Raw genomic sequence first — 21,516 nt, forward strand, 5'->3', positions numbered from 1 at the left:
GGAGACAGAGATGGAACGAATTTTTATTGTCGCAGCAAAACGTACCCCTATAGGGAGCTTCAATGGTTCACTTAGCTCACTATCCGCAGTTGAGCTTGGTGCACACGCTATTCAAGCCACAATCGAGCAGGCTGATATTGCGCCAGACCTGATCGATGAAGTGATCGTAGGCAATGTGTTAACCGGAGGTTCTGGTATGGGTCCTGCCCGCCAAGCGGCTATTAAAGCGGGGATCCCAGATTCCGTTCCTGCCTACACCCTTAACATGATCTGTGGCAGTGGAATGAAAGTCGTAATGGATGGCGCAAGCCACATTCGAGCAGGCGATGCCGACATCGTCATGGCTTGTGGAATGGAAAGTATGTCCAACGCGCCCTTTATCGCCAACGGTCAAATCCGACGCGGATATAAAATGGGCCATCAAAACCTTGAAGACAGCATCATTAAGGATGGGCTGACTGATGCGTTCCACCAATACCATATGGGTATCACGGCAGAAAACATCGCCAAGAAATTTGAACTAACACGTGAAGAGCAAGATGCTTTTGCACTGGCGAGTCAAAAGAAAGCTGTCCACGCCTTAGAAAGCGGTGATTTCACCAACGAAGTTGCCCCACTCACTATTATAAGCCGCCGGCGTCAAACTGAAGTAAAAAGTGACGAATACCCAAAACCCGATTGCACCTACGAAGCTCTACAAAAACTCAGACCTGCATTCACCGCCGAAGGGACGGTTACCGCAGGTAATGCATCTGGCATCAATGACGGTGGTTCAGCCATTCTATTGGCCTCTGAATCCGCAGTACAACGTCATGGTTTAATACCACTTGCAGAGCTTATTGAATACGGACAAGGGGCTATCGCGCCCGAGGTTATGGGACTTGGTCCAGTTCCCGCGATTGCCAACGCACTAAATAAAGCCAATTTGTCGATAACTGATATTGATGTGTTCGAGCTTAACGAAGCCTTCGCGGCCCAAGCTCTTGGCGTTGCTCATTCATTAGCGGAACAACACAACATTGATGTGCCATGGCTATTAGAGCGAACCAATTTAAGTGGTGGAGCGATCGCACTCGGCCACCCTATCGGGGCGTCAGGTAACCGGATTCTTACCACTCTTGTCTATCAATTGCATCGAACTCAGAGTGATTTGGGTTTGGCTTCATTGTGTATCGGTGGCGGCATGGGCACAGCCGTCATTATCAAACGTTGTTAAAGAGGAAACGACCATGAAAAAAGCAGCATCACCTCAACAACTCAAAGACATTCTTCATGACGGCATGACCATCATGGTAGGCGGTTTTATGGCAACCGGTGCGCCAGAAAAACTTATCGACCTACTAATCGAATTCGACATCAAAGACATCACACTCATTACTACCGATACGGCATCACCCGGTAGAGGTACGAGTCGACTGATTGCTGAAAAGCGAGTCAAAAAGCTTTATGCATCACACATCGGCCTTAACCCAGAAACCGGGACACAAATGAACGAGGGAATCTTGGATGTCGAACTCGTCCCTCAAGGCACTCTTGCCGAACGAATTCGCAGCGGAGGAGCCGGACTCGGTGGTGTTTTGACGCCTACTGGCCTGGGCACTATTGTCGCCGAAGGCAAACAAGTTATTAATGTTCAAGGAAAAGACTACTTGCTAGAAACCCCTTTGAGGGCAGACATCGCACTTATTCGCGGCTCCATCGTCGACCGTCGTGGCAATGTGTTTTACAGCAAAACCACACAAAATTTTAACCCCTTGATGGCAACCGCTGCTGACACAGTAATTGTTGAAGCGGAGTCTCTGGTAGACATAGGCAACATTCAACCTGAAGCCGTGCACACCCCTAGCCTATATGTGGACTATATCTTAACGGAGGACGCGTAATGAGCACTCAACTAGACAAACATACTATTCGCCGTCGCATCGCCTGGCGTGTCGCTCAAGAAATGCGTGACGGAGATATCGTCAATCTAGGCATTGGTCTACCTACTCTAGTGGCTAACGAAGTCGACAAAGATGTCGAAATCCTTCTTCAAGCAGAGAATGGACTGCTTGGTATTGATAATTTAGCTGAAGAACATGAAATAGACGCTGACTTGGTTAACGCAGGCGCACAACCAATTACCGCAATCGAAGGAAGTTGCTATTTCAATAGCGCGGATTCGTTCGCCATTATTCGCGGCGGCCATGTCGATTCCACCGTGTTGGGCGCATTGCAAGTGGATGAAAAAGGTAATCTCGCGAACTGGATTATTCCAGGAAAAATGGTGCCCGGCATGGGTGGCGCGATGGATCTCGTGGTTGGAGCAAAGAAGGTGATCGTTGCGATGGAGCACACTGTCAAAGGCAAAGCGAAGCTATTACGCGACTGTACTTTGCCACTCACGGCTGTAAATCAAGTGGATTTGATTGTCACGGAAATGGGCGTCATAGAACTGACTGAACAAGGGATGCTGCTCACTGAATTAGCTCCAGAGTTTTCTGTTGAAGACGTTCAGCAAGCAACAGAAGCTGAACTTCGTATTTCCCCTGCATTAAAACCAATGCCCATCCCTACCTAATTCTGGTCTTAGAACTCTGAACATAAACCAGACGCCTAGTTGAGTTTAATCACTCACCTAGGCGTTATTTTTACCCTCAACACAAAATACTGGATATTCATACAGCACAAGTCTATACTGGTTGTACATACAGCAATTCATGAGGTGTAGTTATGTTGCAAGAAAAACTAGAACGCATCAATGAGCTTCGCAAACAAGCGATGTCTGATCCTGAATTCATGAAGTCTGCGCAAGCACACGCTGATGCGATTAAACACGAATATCATCCCACTCCAAGCAAACGTAGCAAGAAACCCAAAACATTGTCCGATATCTACCAAGGCTACGATTTTGGAATTTAACTCATAGACAAATACAAAAAAGGAGAGCATAAGCTCTCCTTTTTGATGGTTTGAATAGCCTTAGCACACTGATACCAGTCTTTAAATACAGGACCCTGACTAGGCTATCGTCCCCACTCTAAACGGACGAATTTTTCTGATAGTCATTGGATTTTGACCACCTTGCACAGACAACCTTTTAGCTTGAGTGCGTTTTAATTGAATGTGACAAAGTTCCAATATCAAACCAAACGCCATCGCAAAGTATACGTAACCTTTGTTGATATGAATTGCGAAGCCTTCTGCCATCAACAAGCCACCTAACAACACCAAGAACAATAACGCTAGGGTTTTGAAGCCTGGGTACTGGGTGACAAGGTTATTGATTTTCTCTGCCGTCAACACCATGACCACCGCCGACGCTAATATCGCAGCAACCATGATTGGCACTTCACTTGTTAAACCAACCGCCGTAATGACAGAGTCCATAGAAAAGACCGCATCCACCGCGACAATCTGCAATAACACCACTGCCAAGCCTGCACTTACTCGTGTCGAATGCATACTTTCATCGTGAGTCAGCCAGCTCCAAAGCTCTTTCAGACTCTTGGCCAACAAAAACGCACCACCCAAGATCATAATGACATCTCGTCCGGTGAAGGCGAATTTAGCGATTTCGAATAACGGTTGCGTCAATGACATGACCCAAGTGATCGAAAAAACTAACACGATACGCGCCATAACGGCCAAGCCAATACCCAGGTTTCGAGCCAGTTTACGTTGATATAGTGGAAGGCGCTCACAAAGTACGGAGATAAACACGACGTTATCAACACCGAGTACGATTTCTAAGGCAAATAGTGTAGCAAAAATAGCCCATGCTTCAGGCTGAAGGAAAAGTTCTAACATGATTGCGGCTCCAGGAAAATGGAACCAATGGAATTGTAAAGTCGACTATAGGGGTCGTCCATTTAGGGTTAATACCTCTGTTACTTAGGGATCGCAAGTAAATCACCAAACCCTCTAACGAGCAATATGCCAGAATGTAACCAAACATGTCGTTGATTCATAAATTGATACATGCAACCCCAAACAGTGAATACGCGCCAATATTGCTTAGTTCGTCACAATTCCATCTTTGTATAGCCACTTGTATACAAACTGAAGTATTATTGTTTTATTAGGGACATAAATCATGAGAGTGCTGTAATCAGATGGGAAGCCTGAAAAACTCTGTAAGTAAAAGCGTAAAGACCAAAGTCGCTGGTCAGACGCAAGATGACGTCGTTTATTGTCATATTTTTGATGCCATATTAGAACAACGCCTTCCTCCCGCAACCAAACTAAATGAAGAAGCTTTAGCGGAAATTTTTGGTGTGAGTCGTACCATTATTCGTCGTGCACTGCTTCGATTATCGCTTGAAAAAGTCGTCGATATTCGACCGAATCGTGGCGCTATTGTTTCCGCGCCTTCGGTTGAAGAAGCACAACAGATTTTCAAAGCTAGAGAAGTGCTTGAGCTCGCCATTACTGAACTCGCGGTTGTAAGCGCAACCAAGGCGCAAATTGCTGAGTGCCGTAAATTAGTCGAAGAGGAAAACGCCGCCTTTGCCAAAGACGATTACGGCAGTGGCCTGCGTTTATCTGGTGAGTTTCATATCAAGCTCGCCGAAATGGCAGACAACGCACCTTTGCTAGCATTCCAACGCAGTATTGTCTCGCAGTCGTCACTGCTCATTGCTATGTACGAAACGGGCAACCACTCCAACTGTTCTCAAGATGAACACACCATGTTGCTTGATGCCATTGAGAACGGCGATGAAGAAGTCGCACTTGAGCTTATGAAAGAACACTTAGAACACATTCGTTCTAAATTGAATCTCGATGGAAACAACGCCTCCAACGATCTTCATGTGGTGTTCTCAGACGTGCTTAAGAATAAAGCGAGCTAAGTTGAATAACACGTTATAAGCCAACCAAATACGGTTGGCTTTTTTGATCCTGCTTGTTCCCTCGAAATTTCCGCAGCTTATCGTATTAAACAACGAAATAATCATGACTGATTTTTTGTAACACAGAATCGACGTCTGACTCCACATTTTATTAAATAAAATCATACACATACAATGCCTACTTCATTCTAAAATCGATTAAGAGCCTTAGTTTTGTTGCTATTTTGTAAAATTTTAGTTGACCTCTTGGTCAAATTATCCAATTATTGACCCAAAGGTCAGAAAATTATAAAAACGAACTATCACGGAACAAGGAGGTCTCTTGATTACTTTTCTACTCAATCAAGAAATCAAGCAGGAAGTAAATGTCTCCCCCAACATGACTGTGCTGAACTATCTACGCACTCATGTAAAGAAAACTGGAACAAAGGAAGGTTGTGGTTCTGGTGACTGTGGGGCATGTACTGTCGTATTAGGTGAGCTCGTCGACGGGCAGCTGAAGTACCGCAGCGTCAACTCGTGTCTAACGTTTATTTCTGCTCTACACGGAAAACAGCTCATTACGGTGGAAGACTTACAAGAAAAAGGTCAATCACTCCACCCGGTACAAGAGGCAATAGTCGAGTTTCACGGCTCACAATGTGGTTATTGTACACCTGGTTTTATCATGTCGATGTTTGCATTGACCAAAAATAAACCTAACGCAAGCAAGCCCGATGTTATGGAGTCTCTTGCGGGTAACCTATGCCGTTGTACGGGTTATCGTCCTATCGTCGACTCGGCTTTATCACTTTGCTCAGAAGAACGTATTGTTGACCAATTCTCTGAATTAGAGCGTGCAACCATTCAGAAGCTTGAGAGTATTCAAAATGAAGATGCAAGCTTACGCCTTGGTCATCTCACTGCTTTTTCACCAAAAACTACTGACGAATTGGCCAAGCTTTACAAAGCACATCCCCAAGCCAAATTAGTCGCTGGCGGCACCGATTTAGCGCTTGAAGTAACTCAATTCCATCGTGAAATCGAAACGTTAATCAGTGTGAATCTGGTTGAAGAAATGAAAGTGTGTGAAGAGACGGACCAAACGTTAGAAATTGGTGCTAATCTGCCTATTTCCGATGCGTATCAACTGCTGACTAAGCACTACCCTGATTTCGGAGAACTTCTACATCGCTTCGCCTCACTGCAAGTGCGTAACCAAGGCACGATTGGCGGCAACATTGCCAATGCTTCCCCTATCGGTGACACCCCGCCGCTACTGATAGCGCTTGATGCTAGCATTCAGCTTCGTTGTGGTGATGAAACGCGTGTGATTCCGGTGGAAGAATATTTCATTAGCTACAAAGTGACAGCGCAGCAAGAGAGTGAATTCATCGAAAAGATCATCATTCCAAAACCAAGTAACGACAGCTTCCGAGCGTATAAATTGTCAAAACGTTTAGATGATGACATTTCAGCAGTATGCGGCGCTTTCGCCATTACTGTGGAAGATAACGTCGTGACAGACGCACGAGTCGCTTTCGGCGGCATGGCAGCAACACCGAAGCGCGCCACACTTTGCGAACAAGCGCTTATCGGTCAAGCATGGAATGAAGAGACCATTGCCACCGCGATGGAAGCGGTGAAAAACGATTTCGAGCCGCTTTCCGATTTCCGAGCAAGCCAAGAGTACCGCACTATTTCAGCTGCCAATATGCTTAAGCGCTATTACATTGAAACCAATAACACCAGTAATCTGATCGAAACGAGGGTAACGTCTTATGTCTAACGTGAATCATCAGCAACTGACTCACGAAGAGATGGTTGCCATTGTCAAACAAGATTTGAAAACCGGCGTGGGTAAGAGCGTTAAGCACGACAGTGCACCTAAACAGGTAACCGGTGAAGCGGTCTACATTGACGATCGTCTTGAGTTTCCAAATCAGCTGCATGTGTATGCTCTTTTAAGCACACAAGCGCACGCGAAAATCACCAAATTGGACGTATCGCCTTGTTATGAATTCGATGGCGTTGCCATCGCAATTACGTCCAAAGATGTGCCCGGTCAATTAGATATCGGCGCGATTCTACCTGGTGACCCTCTGTTAGCCGATGGCGTTGTGGAGTATTACGGCCAGCCTGTCATCGCAGTAGCCGCAAACGACCTAGAAACGGCCCGTAAAGCCGCTCATGCCGCCATCGTCGAATATGAAGCACTACCTGCTATCCTTAATGTCAAAGAAGCCCTTGCCAAAGAGCACTTTGTTACTGAAAGCCACCAGCAAAAGCGTGGTGACTCTCAAAAAGCACTCGCAAAGGCCAAACACATCATTGAAGGCGAGCTTGAGATCGGCGGGCAAGAGCACTTCTATCTAGAAACCCAAGTCAGTAGTGTTATGCCAACCGAAGATGGTGGCATGATTGTCTATACCTCAACCCAAAACCCGACTGAGGTTCAAAAGCTTGTCTCGGAAGTGCTCGGCGTTGCCATGCACAAGGTCGTTATCGACATGCGCCGCATGGGTGGTGGCTTTGGTGGTAAAGAGACTCAAGCGGCTGGACCTGCCTGTATGGCAGCGGTTATTGCACACCTAACAGGTCGTCCAACCAAAATGCGCTTGCTGCGTAATGAAGATATGACCATGACGGGTAAACGTCACCCATTCTACAACCAATACAAGATTGGTTTTAACGATGATGGTGTGATTGAGGGAGCTGAAATCATTGTCGCAGGTAACTGTGGTTACTCCCCTGACCTATCGAGCTCTATTGTCGACCGCGCCATGTTCCACTCGGACAACGCCTACTATTTAGGCGATGCAACCGTAACAGGCCATCGTTGTAAAACCAACACGGCATCGAATACTGCATACCGCGGGTTTGGTGGTCCACAAGGCATGATGACTATCGAACACATCATGGACGAGATCGCTCGTTACTTGAAAAAAGATCCCCTCGAAGTGCGCAAAGCCAACTACTACGGTGAAGAAGGTCGTGATGTTACCCACTACTATCAAACCGTAGAAGATAACTTCTTGCCGGAAATTACTGAGCAACTCGAACAAAGCAGTGATTACCACGCACGACGTAAAGAAATTGCCGAGTTCAACCGCAACAGCCCGATTTTGAAAAAAGGCTTATCCATTACTCCAGTGAAATTCGGGATCTCGTTTACCGCGACTTTCCTAAACCAAGCTGGAGCACTAATTCACATATACACCGATGGCAGTATTCATTTGAATCACGGTGGTACTGAAATGGGCCAAGGCTTGAATATCAAGGTGGCTCAAATCGTAGCAGAGGAGTTTCAAGTAGATGTTGACCGTATCCAAATCACTGCAACTAACACCGACAAGGTGCCGAACACCTCGCCCACTGCGGCCTCATCGGGCGCCGACCTCAACGGTAAAGCCGCGCAAAACGCTGCAATAACCATCAAACAGCGCCTCATAGAATTTGCATCGTCACACTTTAAAGTCACGCCAGAGGAAGTGATTTTTAAGAATGGTATGGTACAGATTCGTGAAGAAATTATGACGTTTGCGGACTTTGCTCAGCTGGCATGGATGAACCAAATTTCATTGTCAAGCACCGGCTTTTACCGCACGCCAAAAATCTATTATGACCATGAGAAAGCGCGCGGTCGCCCTTTCTACTACTTCGCTTACGGAGCATCGTGCTCAGAAGTAATTATTGATACGCTGACTGGTGAGTACAAAATCCTGCGCGTCGACATTTTGCACGATGTTGGTGCATCACTAAACCCTGCGATCGATATTGGTCAGGTTGAAGGCGGATTTGTACAGGGTGTGGGCTGGCTAACAACCGAAGAGCTGGTTTGGAATGAACAGGGCCGCCTAATGACTAACGGACCTGCAAGTTACAAGATCCCAGCGATTGCGGATATGCCTATCGACTTTAGAACCCACCTTCTGGAGAACCGCAGCAACCCAGAGGATACGGTGTTTAATTCAAAAGCCGTTGGTGAACCACCATTTATGCTAGGTATGTCAGTGTGGAGTGCGCTCAAAGACGCGATCTCGTATGTCGCTGTGGACGGTGCAATTCCTAAACTCGACACACCAGCAACACCTGAACGTGTATTAATGGCGGTACAAGCCGTCACACAAGGGCAGAAAAATACAACCACTACCACAACGGAAGCAAACTAATAAGAGAGGTCACTATGTTTAAGGACAATTGGATTCATGAACTCGCGAAGCTTGAAGAAAACCACGAGCCTTGTGTCATGGTGACCGTTTTGGAAGACCGAGGCTCTGTGCCGCGTGACGCGGGCACGAAGATGCTGGTAACACGAGACAAGATTATCGCCACTATCGGCGGTGGTCATCTCGAACATGTAGCATCAAAAATGGCACGAGAGATGCTTATTTCAGGAGAGAGCGCACTAAAAGTAGAGCGTTTTAATCTTGGAGCCCGCCTCGGTCAATGCTGTGGCGGAATGGCGACGTTAAGCTTCGAACCTATTGGAACAGCGCAGAAACACTTGGTGTTATTCGGCGCTGGTCATGTCGCAAAAGCACTACTGCACATAGTGTCGACATTACCATTTAGAGTGACCTGGATTGATGAACGAGAGGCAGAGTTCCCAGAAGTACTCCCAGATGGCGTGAAGAAATTGGTGTCAGATGACCCTGTTGGTGAAGTCAAACACATGCCACCGAATAGCTACTATTTGGTCATGACTCATAATCATCAACTCGACTTCGACCTGTCAAAAGCCATCATTGATCGTAATGACAGTGCGTACTTTGGAATGATCGGTTCATTGACCAAACGTAAGAAGTTCGACTTTAGGTTATCTCAGCGCGGCTATACACAAGAGCAGATCAACACTATGACCTGCCCTATCGGTATAGGCGCAATTACCGGCAAACACCCTGCAGAAATCGCTGTATCTGTCGCAGGGGAACTGATCTCACTCTATCAAGGCAATCCAGTAGAGCAAAAACGTCCGGATCCGTCGCAAGCACTGCATGAAGTAAGTTAAATGCTTACTTAAAGGACTCAGAATTTGAAGGCCAATTTGTGAGGAGTTGGCTAAAAGGAAGTACCATGACATCACAGCGTAAGGCCTACAGAGCCAGTATTTTACACAGCATTGCTGACCCGAAAGACGTCGGGTTAGAAAACTCGTATGAGTTTTTTGAAGACGGCATGATTGTCGTTGAACACGGTCATATCATCGATATTGGCTCAGCTACAGACGTACTAGCAAGACACCCAAAGCCACTAAAAGTCACCACCTATAAAGACAAGCTGATTACGTCAGGTTTTATTGATACTCATATCCACTATCCACAAACAGGCATGATTGCCTCTTACGGCGAACAGCTATTGGATTGGTTGGAAAACTATACCTTCCCAGAAGAAAGACGATTCAAAAACCCGGTTTACGCACACAAAGTCGCGAAACTGTTTTTGGATGAACTGGCGAGTAACGGAACCACTACAGCCCTAGTGTTCGGTACTGTACACAAAGAATCGGTCGATGTTTTCTTTGAAGAGGCAGAGAAACGTAAGCTTCGTATGATAGCAGGTAAAGTGCTCATGGACCGCAATGCACCAGACTATCTAACCGACACGCCAGAATCAGGATACCAAGCGTCTAGAGAGCTAATCGAAAAGTGGCATAATCGCGGCCGTTTACTCTATGCCGTCACGCCGAGATTTGCGCCAACCAGCACGCCAGAGCAACTTGCAACCGTAGGCAAGCTGCTTGAAGAATACCCAGACGTTTACATGCATACGCATTTATCGGAAAACAAGAAAGAGATTGAGTGGGTACTTGACCTCTTTCCAGAACGTGAAAGCTATCTTGATGTATACGATCATTACGGACTGCTTCACAAGCGTTCGGTGTTCGCTCATGGCATTCACTTATCTGATTGCGAATGTCAAAGGTTGGCGGATACAGAATCTGCTATCGCTTTCTGCCCTACTTCCAACTTGTTCCTTGGTTCAGGCCTATTTAAGTTGAATAAGCTTGAGGAACATGGCGTGCGTGTTGGTATGGGCACCGATGTGGGTGCGGGAACCAGCTTTTCGATTCTACAAACAATGAGTGAAGCGTACAAAATCATGCAGCTCCAACAAGAAAAGCTGCACCCATTGAAATCGCTCTACTTAGCAACACTAGGCGGCGCTAAGTCTCTTCATTTAGAAGACAAGATTGGTAACTTAGCCGTTGGCAAAGAAGCCGATTTCGTGGTGTTAGATCTTCACGCAACTCAATTGATGCGTTTTAGAATGAAGCAAGCCACTACTCTAGAAGAGAAACTGTTTGTATTGATGAGCCTTGGTGACGATAGAACGGTCTGCGAGACGTATATCTTTGGCGACAAAGCTTATGACGTTCAAGGCGAGCGTGATAAGCGCTTAGTCAGTTAACAAAACATAGCAATAAATCGAAGGCCCTTAGTGGGCCTTTTGTTTTATCTAGATAAACAATTTCGAGAAATAATTTAAAAAAAAGCGCATTTTTTTGTTAGATGAACGAATTCTGAATATTAACTTCAAATCTCGTTAAGATTGACTCAGGCATAGTAGCACCATCAAATGAACACAACGCCTACTTTGAGGTTTTTATGAAAAAAGTAATCATCACTACAGCACTTATCCTTACTTCTGGTTTTGCAGCTGCGAAATCTATGCCTGAGCAAGGTGGTTTTAACGGCCCTATCAAAGGCGCACAAACAACAGTCGCTCAAGCGCTAAGTGCCAATGATGACGCTCCGGTTCAAATCACAGGTAACATCACTCACTCTTTGGGTGACGAGAAATACCAATTTACTGACGGCGCGAACACCATTGTGATTGAAATCGATCGTGAAGATTGGCGCGGTGTAGACGTTACACCAAATGACCGTGTAACAATTACTGGTAGTGTAGACAAAGACACGTTGGAAGATGCAACCGTTGACGTTAAACGCGTTGTCATCGCGGGTTAATAGCCAACAATACTCATCCCATTTTCAAAAGCGGCTGTCATTCAGCCGCTTTTGTTTGGTTGATAGGTTACCAACATCACACCCAATATGATCAATAACGCTCCGCCAATTCGTTGTGGCGTCATTTCAATTGTCGGATATCCCAATAACCCATACTGATCATAGAAAATCGACGCGATAACCTGACCACAGACGATAGAAATCGCCAACGCCAACGCACCAAGTTGCGGTGCTAAGTAGATCGACATAGCGATATTAAAAGCCCCTAAAAGCCCACCTATCCATGCCCACCAAGGTAGCGATGATATAGAACCTTGAGGAAACCAAGGTTTGCCTTCAATCACGACCAGCATGCCTAGCACAGCTGTTCCAACCACAAACGAAACAAACGCCGCTTGTAACGATGAACTCATACCAATTTTCAATTGCGCGTTTACGCCAGCTTGAGACACTAAACCAACCCCAACAACAACGCTGAGTATCACCAGTACGACACTTGTTACGTTCACATCAGTCTCCCGTCAAAACACACTCTTACAAGCGTAGCACTTCATTCATAATAAAATTCATGTACATTAGTACGATAACAACATTGATTTAGGGATATGACATGAGCAAAAAGGTATTCGCAGTTATTGGCACAGGCGCTATTGGAGGTTATTACGGAGCAAGACTCCATCACGGCGGCAATGATGTGCACTTTCTCTTCAACAGCGATTATCAACATGTCATCAAAAACGGCTTAAAAGTCGACTCCCATTATGGTGATTATTCAATTTCAGCTGAAAGCTTAAATGCTTATAATGCAACGCGTGATATGCCCAAAGCCGATGTCGTTCTTGTCGCGCTAAAAACCACCCAAAACCACCTTCTCGAAGCACTGCTTCGCCCTTTATTAAAACCCAATACACTTGTTATGTTGCTTCAAAATGGCATTGGTGCGGAGCGAGAGGTAGCTGAACAATTTAACCTTCCTTTTGTCGGAGGCGGATTGTGCTTTATTTGCTCAAATAAAGTGGCACCTGGACATATTGACCATATTGATTACGGCCGTATCACTATCGGCACTTATGGCGATGCCTGCATTGAAGCACTCGAAGACTTTGCCAATCACCTGACTCAAAGCGGCGTAGAAGTCGATGTCGATCAACGTATCATAGACGCAAGATGGAAGAAGCTGTTGTGGAATGTCCCTTTCAATGGACTGTCGACCGTACTCAACACCGATACTGCTGAAATGATGAGCTGCGAGGAGCTGGTTAATCTCTCAAAAGAAATCATGATTGAAGTTCAACATGCCGCAAAAACCACGGACACTGACATTTCAGACACTTTGATTGATACCATGCTATCAAACACCGCTAAGATGAAGCCTTACCTCACTAGCATGTTACTCGACAGGCGCAACCATCGAGAACTTGAGATTCAATACATGTATAAAAACGCGATTGATTTAGCGAAAGATCAAGGTGTCGCTATGCCAAAAACTCAGATGCTTTATGAACAGCTATGTTTTATCAATAACCAGATAAAAAGCGTGAAATAATCATGGCAAATCCTGAATTTAAAGAAGACTTAGATGCACTGGATAAGCTCAGTGTCTGTCTTTATCGGTTGGGTATATCACTATTTTCCATCGGCTGTTTGCTGGCAGCCGCATTAAGCTACGAAGGTATCACACTCGCCAGTGTCACATCTCCATTTGATCAATGGATATTCTGGATGCTGCTTACATCCACGGTTTTATCCGCCGCCAACATCCACGTTTACGACAAAACGGTAAGAACGGTGATAATGTGGAGTGGCTGGTTAGCACTCCTATTTGTGGTCACAGACCTCCCAACGTGGGTATCCCTTGGCTTTTGCTTTGTGGTGTTTTCCGGCATTGCACTCAAAGAATCATTCTGCTTCAAAGTACCCGGACTCAAACTGATACCTGTTCTTCTCGTTATTGCAGTACTTTGCACTGCCCTGAACAAACTACCAGTTTTAGTTGCGCTCTACATCGCTGTCGGCGGAATTATGGGTTACTTATCATTTAAGAAATGGCAAATGCCGCTTCACTTCGATATTGGCATTAAAGCGAATTATCAGATTTAGTAATTAAATCTCTGCTACACCCTCCCTTGATTAGTGATAATATCTCCGCATCAGAATTATCGAGATACACTATGTTTATCCATCACGTTAACGGCATCGACTGGCTGGTGATTACAGCCTTTGAAGAACTAAAAACCATGTTTATCGAAGATGCAGGAGCGATCCCCTCTTGCTTCTCTAACACCAGCGAATTAAGCCTGATTGACCAAGCCAAACGTACTCATGGATATTTGCCTTCACTCGACGGCGAAATCACCGATACCGGCACATTTCAACGTCAAAATAACGAAGAAGATTTGAACCCACAGCTTGCCTGTCTAGTTGAAGGACGTGGTCGGGTGTTTATCTATCACGGCGGCTTTGTGGCTTTTGTGGATGGTGAACAAACCTTTATTACCCAGATGGACTAAATACTTAGACTACATTCCTGAACGACATTCTTTATGAGGAGCCTACCGTGAATGAATTCCGCTCTTCGAATAGAAGATAAATATTCATTTCGAAAAACGACACAGTGTTCATTTACTACTAAAACACAATTCGTTCGCGGTCTCGAAAGAAGCCACCAGTTGGTCCGTTCACCGGCAGATTTGCGGCCCATACTATTCCTTCGGCCCCTATCGCTATTGGGCGCCCTCCGTTTCCCCCCATGTCAGTAGCTACCCATCCCGGACAGACTGAGTTTACAAGAATACCTCTGCTTTTCAGTTGATTGGCAAACATTAACGTCAATGAATTAAGCGCGATCTTGGACATGCTGTAGGCAGGTGTGCTGCCAGTCTGATTATCAAGCGCACCCGCACCACTGCTGATATTAACAATACGTGCTTGCTGACTGCTTTGGAGTAAAGGTAAAAGTGCTTGTGTCATTCGCCACGCTCCAAACACATTGGTATCCATCGCTTCTTTGACAGTAGTGAGATTAGCATTTGTCACATTTTGCCAAGTGTCATAGTGAATCGCGGCATTGTTGATTAACACATCGACAACGGAAAACCGCTGCTTAACACGCTCAACAAAATGAGTAATGCTACCCTCATCCGTAATATCAAGCTGTGCCGCTAACAAGTTGTCCCAACCTAACTCTTTTACAGCTTGCTGTGCATCACTCATCTGGCGAGCTGTAACAATGACAATGTCACCTTGCGCTGCCAGTTGGCGACTAACTTCTTTACCAAGACCACGGTTTGCCCCCGTAACAATGGCGATTCGCGGTGTTTTACTTCTCATGTCGAGTTCCTTATAAAATCTCTACTGCATCAACGCGGAATTTGGTCACGATGATAGTTTTTACCTTTGCCACCTAAAATCTAGGCAGAGCAAGCTCTAGCAAACGATCAAGTATCCACTTGCTAGGCAATATTGCTCTGACGTATTTATTGGTATATCACTTTAAGCGCTTCGCGAGATTTTAAGTTTTGCGCTGCATAGTTAGGCACCTCTGCCAAGATATCTCGACTACCTTGCTCTGCTTTTCGATTCAATTTCACTGAGGTGATTTGCCAGTTATCGCTTGCCCGTTGCAACTCAAACTCGTATTCACCTGAAACCGCCCAAAAACCTACTGCACCGAGCCAATGACTTGCTGTGAAGTCCACTGTCGCATTCGCTTTATCGCCATCAATAGAGACGTTTAAATTGCTCAAGTCATGGAATGTTGCATCAAACCCGGGAAGGAACCCTGCCCATTGCTTGATCAAGTCTTGGCGTTTGACTAGTTGAGCCTCTCCGCCAAACAGTGTGGTGTAATCCACCGTCAATTCTGGAGCGAATAATCGACCTAAGTATTCAAATGCACCCTGGTCTGCCAAAGCCGAGAAGCTGTTAATGTTGCTACGAATTTTCGCTTCGTCCAAAGGCATGGTTTGAGCATTCACATTCATGGTAATCGCCCCGATAAACAGTAACCACAGTTGTTTAAGTTTCATGGCACGACTCCTTATAGGTTCGCTTCGAAGTGCTCTACCACTTCATCAACAGCCAGTTTTACCGCTTCTGGTTGGTCGTAAAAATCGAACTGGTTAATGTCGTATAACCATACTGCGTTAACGTTGCTACCAGCATTCTCTATGTAACGATGCGCACCTGCAGGCAGAGCCATGGCTTCAGAGGCCACCATAAGAACTGGTTTATCTTGCGTTGCTGCGCTTGCTTGAGCATCGTAGTTCAACCAGCCAGTCCATGATGCAACGTTGTATTGGTTGTCATATTCAGGAATCAATCCACGATCGACTTCGGTGTAGTAAGGTGCTTGATACATCAGTGCACTCTCGTTGGTTGTGCTTGCCGCTTCTATGTAAACCGGAGTCGCTGAACGCGCTGCTTCTTCCGCTGCTACGAGTAGGTATTTCGCGCTTTCTTCTCCGCCATAAATTTCAGTCGCCATCGCTTTGTCGTGCAACCAAGGAGCAACCACTGCTGCTGCGTTTACTTTGGCGTTACCAGCAACCGCATCCAACATGTAACCCGCCGACGCACAAATACCCAGGCCACCAATGCGTGATGCATCAATGCCGTCTAACTGACTCACCGCTTCAATCACTGCGCGAATGTCCGCTGTTTTACGTGAAGGATCTTCTAGGTACATCACCTGGTCTTTGCTTTTACCCCAACCACGGAAATCAAACGTTAATGCCGCATATCCTCGCTCTGCTAATGCTTGAGCGTAAACCGCTGGCATCTGCTCTTTCACCGTTGTCCACGCACCCGTTACGATAACTACTGGGGCATTTTCCGCACCTTTTGGTAGGTAAAGGTTTGCAGCTAGTTGACCAACTTGAGTATTAAGTTCGATGTGTTTCATGGTGGTGTCCTCTATAGCTAGGTTAGTATTGTTATCATCTGCAGAAACTGAGTGAGCAAAGGTGGTGAACGGCAAACTGCTTACTAGTAGTAAAAGCGATTTCTTTAACATGGCATCCTCTCTGTCTCATGTTTTGCCTGAAGCGTCCGGCTAACTTGGGTATAGATTAGCGCTGTGACGCTAGAGAAGATTGAACATTCCTGCCCAAGTTTTTGTACTTTATTGCCCGCTCTAAAAGTTGACGAAATGTACAAAACTCCGCTAACTTCAGCGAGCAAGTGAATGACAACAAAGGAAAGAAAATGAAGTCCGAGCTTAAGTTTTATGACTCTGAATCTAATGTGCTATCAAGCTGTGGCGACGTGCTGGATATTGAGTTTTCAAACCATGGATTAGATTGGTCGGGCGTATTGGTAGAAAAGGGCACGTCCCCTTATTTCTATCCGAAGAATGTCTACACACCCTACTTCTACTTTGCACTGGCACTAGAAAAAGATTTGAATTGGAGCGTCGAAAAAGATGGTACGTTCGCCGATCTAAAAACCAGCCCGGGCAACATCTGGATTAACCCGCCTAAAACTCCGTTTACCCATGATGTGGCAGAGCCTTGCTACTTCGTCATCTTAGCGATTGAAGAGCAGGAGTTTTTCTCACATTGCCCGCTAAATATAGACGGAATTGAGCTGCAATTTTTGAACAACTACAATGTGTTGGATGAAACCATCAAAGGCATCATTGAACTGTTTATGTTAGAAGCAAAAGGCAAAGGGCGAAATGGCAAAGTCTACCTCAATAACCTGGTTTCGTTGCTTGCAACCCACTACATCCAAAACTATTCCAACTACTTTGACCTTAAGAACAACCAACTTGCTGCCTCTAAGTTCGACCAACACCAAGTTAGTAAGATTGACCAATACATCGAAGAAAACATGGGTAACAACATAGCGGTCGATGATTTAGCAGAATTGCTCGGTTGTAGTAAGTTTTATTTCCTGAGAGAGTTCAAAAAGCTCATCGGTGTAACACCTTATCAATACCTGATGAATAAGCGTTTGGAGCAAGCACGAGTGGCACTCTCCTCTGCTCCAGTAAATATAGCTTTAACGGCACACGAGCTTGGCTTTAATGACCAATCCCACTTTACTCGTGCGTTCAAAAACCATTTCGGCATCACACCGGGGCAATACATAAAAAACAATGAAAACTGATAGTTAATTGGAAAAAATCACTTTCGGACTTCATGCCCGTCATAGCTTCTTAGGCATAAATGAGTTGGGAGTCATAAAACCATTCTGAGATTTCGGACTGCTTCCCGTACTGCAACAGCTCGACCAAAATACATCTAGCTAGCCCAATCCGTTTAAACTCTTTAATGACCAATTATTTGGCTGTTAAGTGAAGAAACTGAGTTTGCTCTTACGCTAAGTAAAAAAATGGAGCGATTTCTCGCCCCATCTAGTTCTAGTTACTTGTGGCCGATAACCAGTGCCATCTCATCACCATCCGCAAATACGCTTCCTTTGAGATCGCTATATTTCGCTTTGATCTCTAAACCGTGTGGCTCTAGTTCACTGGCTAGCATTTCCAAGTTGAAGTGCTGTAGCCAGTTATACACTGTCCACTCTCGGGCATCTTCGAAGATGACGTATTTGTCTAGGGTCACCATCTCCGTTTCGTATTTGAAGTTTGATTGCAAACACCAGTAATTATATGCGCTCCAGAAACCACCCATCGCGTTCTTCTCAAGGTTTCTAGATTCAGTTTGAGCCGCAAAGCGAGTCGTAGTGTAAACATCCAGTGCAATCGAGCCACTAGGCGCTAACAGGGATTTGAACTTACCTAACAAGGTCGCACGCTGATCTGGATTTAGAGCGCAAAGGTCACACATCACCAGAGTGATCAAGTCGAATTTGCGAACGTCACCGTACTCAAGATAATTCCCATAGTGATACTCGATATCAAGCTGTGATTTCTTGGCTTGGCTTCTAGCGTATTCAAGCGAGTTATGTGAAAAATCCAGACCAACAACGGTACCAACACCTTTGGATTTTAAGCGCTGGGTATATAGGCCAGGCCCACAACCGAAGTCAATGGTCTTAGAATCTGCACTTAGGCTAAACTCAGAAACTAGCCAGCTAGTAGACGCATCAATAAACTCCGCAGTACGAGATGCAAGGCTAAGTTCTGGGTTTAGATGAAATGCCAGCATCTGCTTTGCGATATGACTATCAGTCCACAATACATCAGCAGTATATGCAGACCATACAACAGGCTTTGCACTAGCCTCGTCGATTTTATTGTACATTTTTTAGTTCCGACAATAAGTTAGATTTATCGTCCTTACTTTCAGATGAAGTTATTTCGTTGAATCCCGTAAGGACGCTTGATAGATAATGTTTGTATAAAATAAGTCATTGCTGGTGCCTCCTTAGTAATGAGTTTAATTCGCCGACAAGTTATCAGCTCTTACAAAGACAAGCAACAAAGAGGGAATTTGGAGAAAAAACAGGATCTGGTAAGGTCTGACGGCTATGACACATACGATTTGGATAAACTCCCAAACAAGCTCTAAATGGATTGGTAGTGGTATTGTAATAAGGCTGAAGAAAGGCACTTCTCAACTACAAAGTGTTAGCTATCATGGTTCTGTACAGAACCTTGTTAGAGTAACTACTTAAATTAGAAAACAAGGATAAGTTTAGGTATCGGAAGGTCGCTTAATATGATGTCCAGTCTTGCTGGAGAAGACCAACTTATATATGGATTTTATCACTCACACCTTCAATATTTTCACAGTAACGGTTATATTTATAAATGATCCATATTGGCATCATTAAACTCAAACCAATTACAACTATGATTGCTACTCCCTTGGATGCATATGAGGTAGTTGCAACTAAAATACAAAAAATATAGTAGTTAAACTATGTATTTTTGATTGACCCAGAAATACCCGAACGACCTTATTTAAAGACAATCCCAGACACAAAAAACTTACTGAGACACTTAAAAAAACCTCCCAATGAGGAAGTAAAAAAATGCAAAAAACATTAACAAAGGAGAGGATATAATTAACTGAGCTCTCCCCCACTTATTTGAGAATATATCAATTTTTTCCAAGTTCATTTCCTTTATTAGTATTTATAGCATCTTCAGCGAACGTTGAAGATACCGTAGAGTATATTCCATTAAGAGTTTTGCCAATGTAGCGAGCTTTTGCATTAGGAAGAGAGTCAATTTGATAATTGATACCCTCACCAATAGTACTTAGGGCAACTTTTCCAAGCCCAAATTCAACAGCAGTTTTGTTATTATCTTCATAAGAATTATATACGTTTACGACATCTGCTCCCAACGATATCGTGCCTGAAATACTAGCACAAGCGCCCAAGCTTACAACTGTACAAACTAGGGGAATTGAACTTGCAGTTTGATCGAGAAACTCTTGATCAGCCTGTCTTAAACTTCCATCAGGGTCACCCAATACTACCGCAATACTCTCTCTTTCTTGCCCGATAGCAATAGATTCATCATGTTTAATGTTACCATCATACGAATCATAATTTGCCTGCGCTAGCGCTAATTGTGATTCACATTCACTAACAGAACCGACTGGGCATGCCACTTGTAATTTTAATGACCAGAATTTGTGATATTCACCCCAGCATCTAATCGGCTCTAATGTAATGAACCATCCCTTTATTGATCTTCCGGGTACTCAAAGTTAGTTATTGCTTTACCATCTTCGGTCATGGTTAAAACCAAAGCCGTCCAGTCTCCGCCTGTATGTGCATTCATTTCTTTATGTAGATCAAGAACCAAATCCATAACAACCCAATCTGGGTCTTCTAGCAAACCATTCTTTGTCTGGTTATCTTTATTGATATAAGAAAATTTCTGACCATAGCTGATCTAAAATGTTAGTTTGTGATTCAATAGGGTTTGACAACTTAACCTCCTGGTTGATTTTTAAAATCTCGTCGGATGGCTTCACCATTGATCGAGTATTCTACTCTTAGAGCATCAGGTCGAGCAGCATTAGGAGCTGAACGTCTAAACCTAACAGTCACAGCCCCCACATCATCTCCCCTTTTAAGAGCATCGCGAATTTCATTTTCCCACTTTTTATATTCACCATTATTGAAGTTTTTATTTTGCGGGAAAAGATTAAAGCGATCACAGGTTCCACCCATTGAACAAGCTTGTATGTGCCCTCCTACATCATCTGGCAAACCTTCTTTACCGACTTGGGTTTGACGACTGTCTCGAGGGGTTTTATTGAGATTTGGTGTGTATGTAACTTCTTCGACACGGCCACCACTATTGGTTCTAAAGGTTGTACCGTTATCTAACTCATAGCGAGTGTTGGGTGGATGCGTCTACTAACGGACCGTTGATATCGATGTTCTGTTTGGTCATTAACTGATAGAAGTCGAGCGCGGACTCACTGTCACCAATGATGTCATAGTGACTATCCGCATTATCAGGCAATGTCGCGTTATTAATCACCAACCCATGGGGTGCACACCCTGCACGGCTCTCACTGCAATCTGATAAGGCTAATTCATCGTTTTCAGCACTTAGCGCAAGGGTTTCTTTAACAACCTTTTGCTCGCAACTCGGTTCTCCTTCACAGCTCGTAAACCGCTCCAGTGCTAACTGGATATCAGTGTGTGCGAGATAGTTATTCTGATGAACACTGCTCCCTGCCATTTGACCGGTGTACGCGCCTTCGGCATCGCCTGTTACGGCTACACCGGCTACTGCCCCCGCTAAACCTGCGACGCCCACTTGTGTGGTCTCTTCTAGTTCAGAGCCACCCAGCGCATCA

At 44.8% G+C, this 21,516-nt stretch carries 23 protein-coding genes and 1 pseudogene; 14 read left to right on the plus strand and 10 right to left on the minus strand.

Going from position 1 to position 21,516, the window contains the following annotated elements; translation table 11 throughout:
• Positions 1–10: 10 nt before the first annotated feature.
• The 4 genes from OH456_RS07095 (at position 11) to OH456_RS07110 (ending at position 2,901) form a co-directional block, all read left to right on the plus strand.
• Positions 11–1,216 (plus strand): acetyl-CoA C-acetyltransferase, encoded by a 1,206-nt coding sequence (locus OH456_RS07095; protein ID WP_062460153.1) that lies wholly within the window; start codon positions 11–13, stop codon positions 1,214–1,216.
• A gap of 13 nt (positions 1,217–1,229) precedes the next feature.
• Positions 1,230–1,883, plus strand: coding sequence for a CoA transferase subunit A (locus tag OH456_RS07100; RefSeq protein WP_236111865.1), 654 nt, complete (start codon positions 1,230–1,232; stop codon positions 1,881–1,883).
• Positions 1,883–2,560, plus strand: a complete 678-nt coding sequence (locus tag OH456_RS07105; RefSeq protein ID WP_006070637.1) for a 3-oxoacid CoA-transferase subunit B — start codon at positions 1,883–1,885, stop codon at positions 2,558–2,560. Before OH456_RS07100 ends, OH456_RS07105 begins: the two co-directional genes overlap by 1 nt.
• 152 nt (positions 2,561–2,712) lie before the next feature.
• Complete coding sequence (locus OH456_RS07110) at positions 2,713–2,901, plus strand: hypothetical protein (protein WP_006070636.1); 189 nt, start codon at positions 2,713–2,715, stop codon at positions 2,899–2,901.
• Between the two features lie 99 nt (positions 2,902–3,000).
• On the opposite strand, the gene OH456_RS07115 is transcribed toward OH456_RS07110, so the two are convergent.
• Positions 3,001–3,789 (minus strand): TerC family protein, encoded by a 789-nt coding sequence (locus OH456_RS07115; RefSeq protein ID WP_270033176.1) that lies wholly within the window; start codon positions 3,787–3,789, stop codon positions 3,001–3,003.
• Between the two features lie 305 nt (positions 3,790–4,094).
• Here OH456_RS07115 and OH456_RS07120 point away from each other — a divergent pair, with 305 nt between their 5' ends.
• The 6 genes from OH456_RS07120 to OH456_RS07145 all read left to right on the plus strand — a co-directional run bounded on the left by OH456_RS07120 (position 4,095) and on the right by OH456_RS07145 (position 11,782).
• A complete protein-coding gene (locus OH456_RS07120; RefSeq protein ID WP_006070634.1) occupies positions 4,095–4,832 on the plus strand; it encodes a GntR family transcriptional regulator in 738 nt (245 codons plus the stop codon).
• 322 nt (positions 4,833–5,154) lie between these two features.
• Complete coding sequence (gene xdhA, locus OH456_RS07125; protein WP_270033177.1) at positions 5,155–6,600, plus strand: xanthine dehydrogenase small subunit; 1,446 nt, start codon at positions 5,155–5,157, stop codon at positions 6,598–6,600.
• The gene (xdhB, locus tag OH456_RS07130) at positions 6,593–8,983 is read left to right on the plus strand and encodes a xanthine dehydrogenase molybdopterin binding subunit (protein WP_270033178.1); all 2,391 of its coding nucleotides are present in this window, start codon (positions 6,593–6,595) and stop codon (positions 8,981–8,983) included. The genes xdhA and xdhB overlap by 8 nt, the downstream gene beginning before the upstream one ends.
• Positions 8,984–8,997: 14 nt before the next feature.
• Positions 8,998–9,822, plus strand: coding sequence for a xanthine dehydrogenase accessory protein XdhC (xdhC, locus tag OH456_RS07135; RefSeq protein ID WP_006070631.1), 825 nt, complete (start codon positions 8,998–9,000; stop codon positions 9,820–9,822).
• A gap of 65 nt (positions 9,823–9,887) precedes the next feature.
• Positions 9,888–11,222 (plus strand): guanine deaminase, encoded by a 1,335-nt coding sequence (guaD, locus tag OH456_RS07140; RefSeq protein ID WP_124941064.1) that lies wholly within the window; start codon positions 9,888–9,890, stop codon positions 11,220–11,222.
• A 197-nt stretch (positions 11,223–11,419) separates the two neighbouring features.
• On the plus strand, positions 11,420–11,782 hold the full coding sequence (locus OH456_RS07145) for a YgiW/YdeI family stress tolerance OB fold protein (RefSeq protein WP_006070629.1): 363 nt from the start codon (positions 11,420–11,422) through the stop codon (positions 11,780–11,782).
• 41 nt (positions 11,783–11,823) lie between these two features.
• Here the strand turns inward: OH456_RS07145 and OH456_RS07150 are convergent, their stop codons facing one another.
• The gene (locus OH456_RS07150; RefSeq protein ID WP_063605382.1) at positions 11,824–12,291 is read right to left on the minus strand and encodes a DMT family transporter; all 468 of its coding nucleotides are present in this window, start codon (positions 12,289–12,291) and stop codon (positions 11,824–11,826) included.
• A gap of 101 nt (positions 12,292–12,392) precedes the next feature.
• Between OH456_RS07150 and OH456_RS07155 the strand changes: the two genes are divergently transcribed.
• From OH456_RS07155 to OH456_RS07165, 3 genes are all read left to right on the plus strand, one after another.
• A complete protein-coding gene (locus OH456_RS07155) occupies positions 12,393–13,328 on the plus strand; it encodes a 2-dehydropantoate 2-reductase (protein WP_270033179.1) in 936 nt (311 codons plus the stop codon).
• Positions 13,329–13,330: 2 nt separating this feature from the next.
• Positions 13,331–13,882 carry a DUF2301 domain-containing membrane protein gene (locus OH456_RS07160; RefSeq protein WP_270033180.1) on the plus strand — a complete coding sequence of 184 codons (552 nt, stop codon included), beginning with the start codon at positions 13,331–13,333 and terminating at the stop codon, positions 13,880–13,882.
• Between the two features lie 71 nt (positions 13,883–13,953).
• Positions 13,954–14,292, plus strand: a complete 339-nt coding sequence (locus tag OH456_RS07165) for a cytosolic protein (protein ID WP_252038983.1) — start codon at positions 13,954–13,956, stop codon at positions 14,290–14,292.
• Between the two features lie 118 nt (positions 14,293–14,410).
• On the opposite strand, the gene OH456_RS07170 is transcribed toward OH456_RS07165, so the two are convergent.
• From OH456_RS07170 to OH456_RS07180, 3 genes are all read right to left on the minus strand, one after another.
• Positions 14,411–15,112 carry an SDR family NAD(P)-dependent oxidoreductase gene (locus OH456_RS07170; protein ID WP_270033181.1) on the minus strand — a complete coding sequence of 234 codons (702 nt, stop codon included), beginning with the start codon at positions 15,110–15,112 and terminating at the stop codon, positions 14,411–14,413.
• Between the two features lie 146 nt (positions 15,113–15,258).
• Positions 15,259–15,810, minus strand: a complete 552-nt coding sequence (locus OH456_RS07175; protein WP_270033182.1) for a nuclear transport factor 2 family protein — start codon at positions 15,808–15,810, stop codon at positions 15,259–15,261.
• A gap of 11 nt (positions 15,811–15,821) precedes the next feature.
• Positions 15,822–16,685 (minus strand): alpha/beta hydrolase, encoded by an 864-nt coding sequence (locus tag OH456_RS07180; protein WP_333482761.1) that lies wholly within the window; start codon positions 16,683–16,685, stop codon positions 15,822–15,824.
• A 302-nt stretch (positions 16,686–16,987) separates the two neighbouring features.
• Here OH456_RS07180 and OH456_RS07185 point away from each other — a divergent pair, with 302 nt between their 5' ends.
• On the plus strand, positions 16,988–17,893 hold the full coding sequence (locus tag OH456_RS07185) for a helix-turn-helix transcriptional regulator (protein ID WP_270033184.1): 906 nt from the start codon (positions 16,988–16,990) through the stop codon (positions 17,891–17,893).
• Positions 17,894–18,150: 257 nt separating this feature from the next.
• On the opposite strand, the gene OH456_RS07190 is transcribed toward OH456_RS07185, so the two are convergent.
• The 5 genes and pseudogenes from OH456_RS07190 to OH456_RS07210 form a co-directional block, all read right to left on the minus strand.
• Positions 18,151–18,990 (minus strand): class I SAM-dependent methyltransferase, encoded by an 840-nt coding sequence (locus OH456_RS07190; protein ID WP_270033185.1) that lies wholly within the window; start codon positions 18,988–18,990, stop codon positions 18,151–18,153.
• Between the two features lie 801 nt (positions 18,991–19,791).
• Positions 19,792–20,310, minus strand: a complete 519-nt coding sequence (locus OH456_RS07195) for a hypothetical protein (RefSeq protein ID WP_270033186.1) — start codon at positions 20,308–20,310, stop codon at positions 19,792–19,794.
• A gap of 74 nt (positions 20,311–20,384) precedes the next feature.
• Positions 20,385–20,540, minus strand: coding sequence for a hypothetical protein (locus OH456_RS07200; RefSeq protein WP_270033187.1), 156 nt, complete (start codon positions 20,538–20,540; stop codon positions 20,385–20,387).
• A 95-nt stretch (positions 20,541–20,635) separates the two neighbouring features.
• Positions 20,636–20,995, minus strand: a pseudogene (locus tag OH456_RS07205) (DNA/RNA non-specific endonuclease); the annotation flags it as partial.
• 43 nt (positions 20,996–21,038) lie between these two features.
• On the minus strand, positions 21,039–21,476 hold the full coding sequence (locus tag OH456_RS07210) for a hypothetical protein (protein WP_270033188.1): 438 nt from the start codon (positions 21,474–21,476) through the stop codon (positions 21,039–21,041).
• Positions 21,477–21,516: the final 40 nt, after the last annotated feature.

The organism is Vibrio sp. La 4.2.2 (assembly GCF_027586995.1).
In the GTDB taxonomy this organism is placed as follows: Bacteria; Pseudomonadota; Gammaproteobacteria; order Enterobacterales; family Vibrionaceae; genus Vibrio; species Vibrio mediterranei.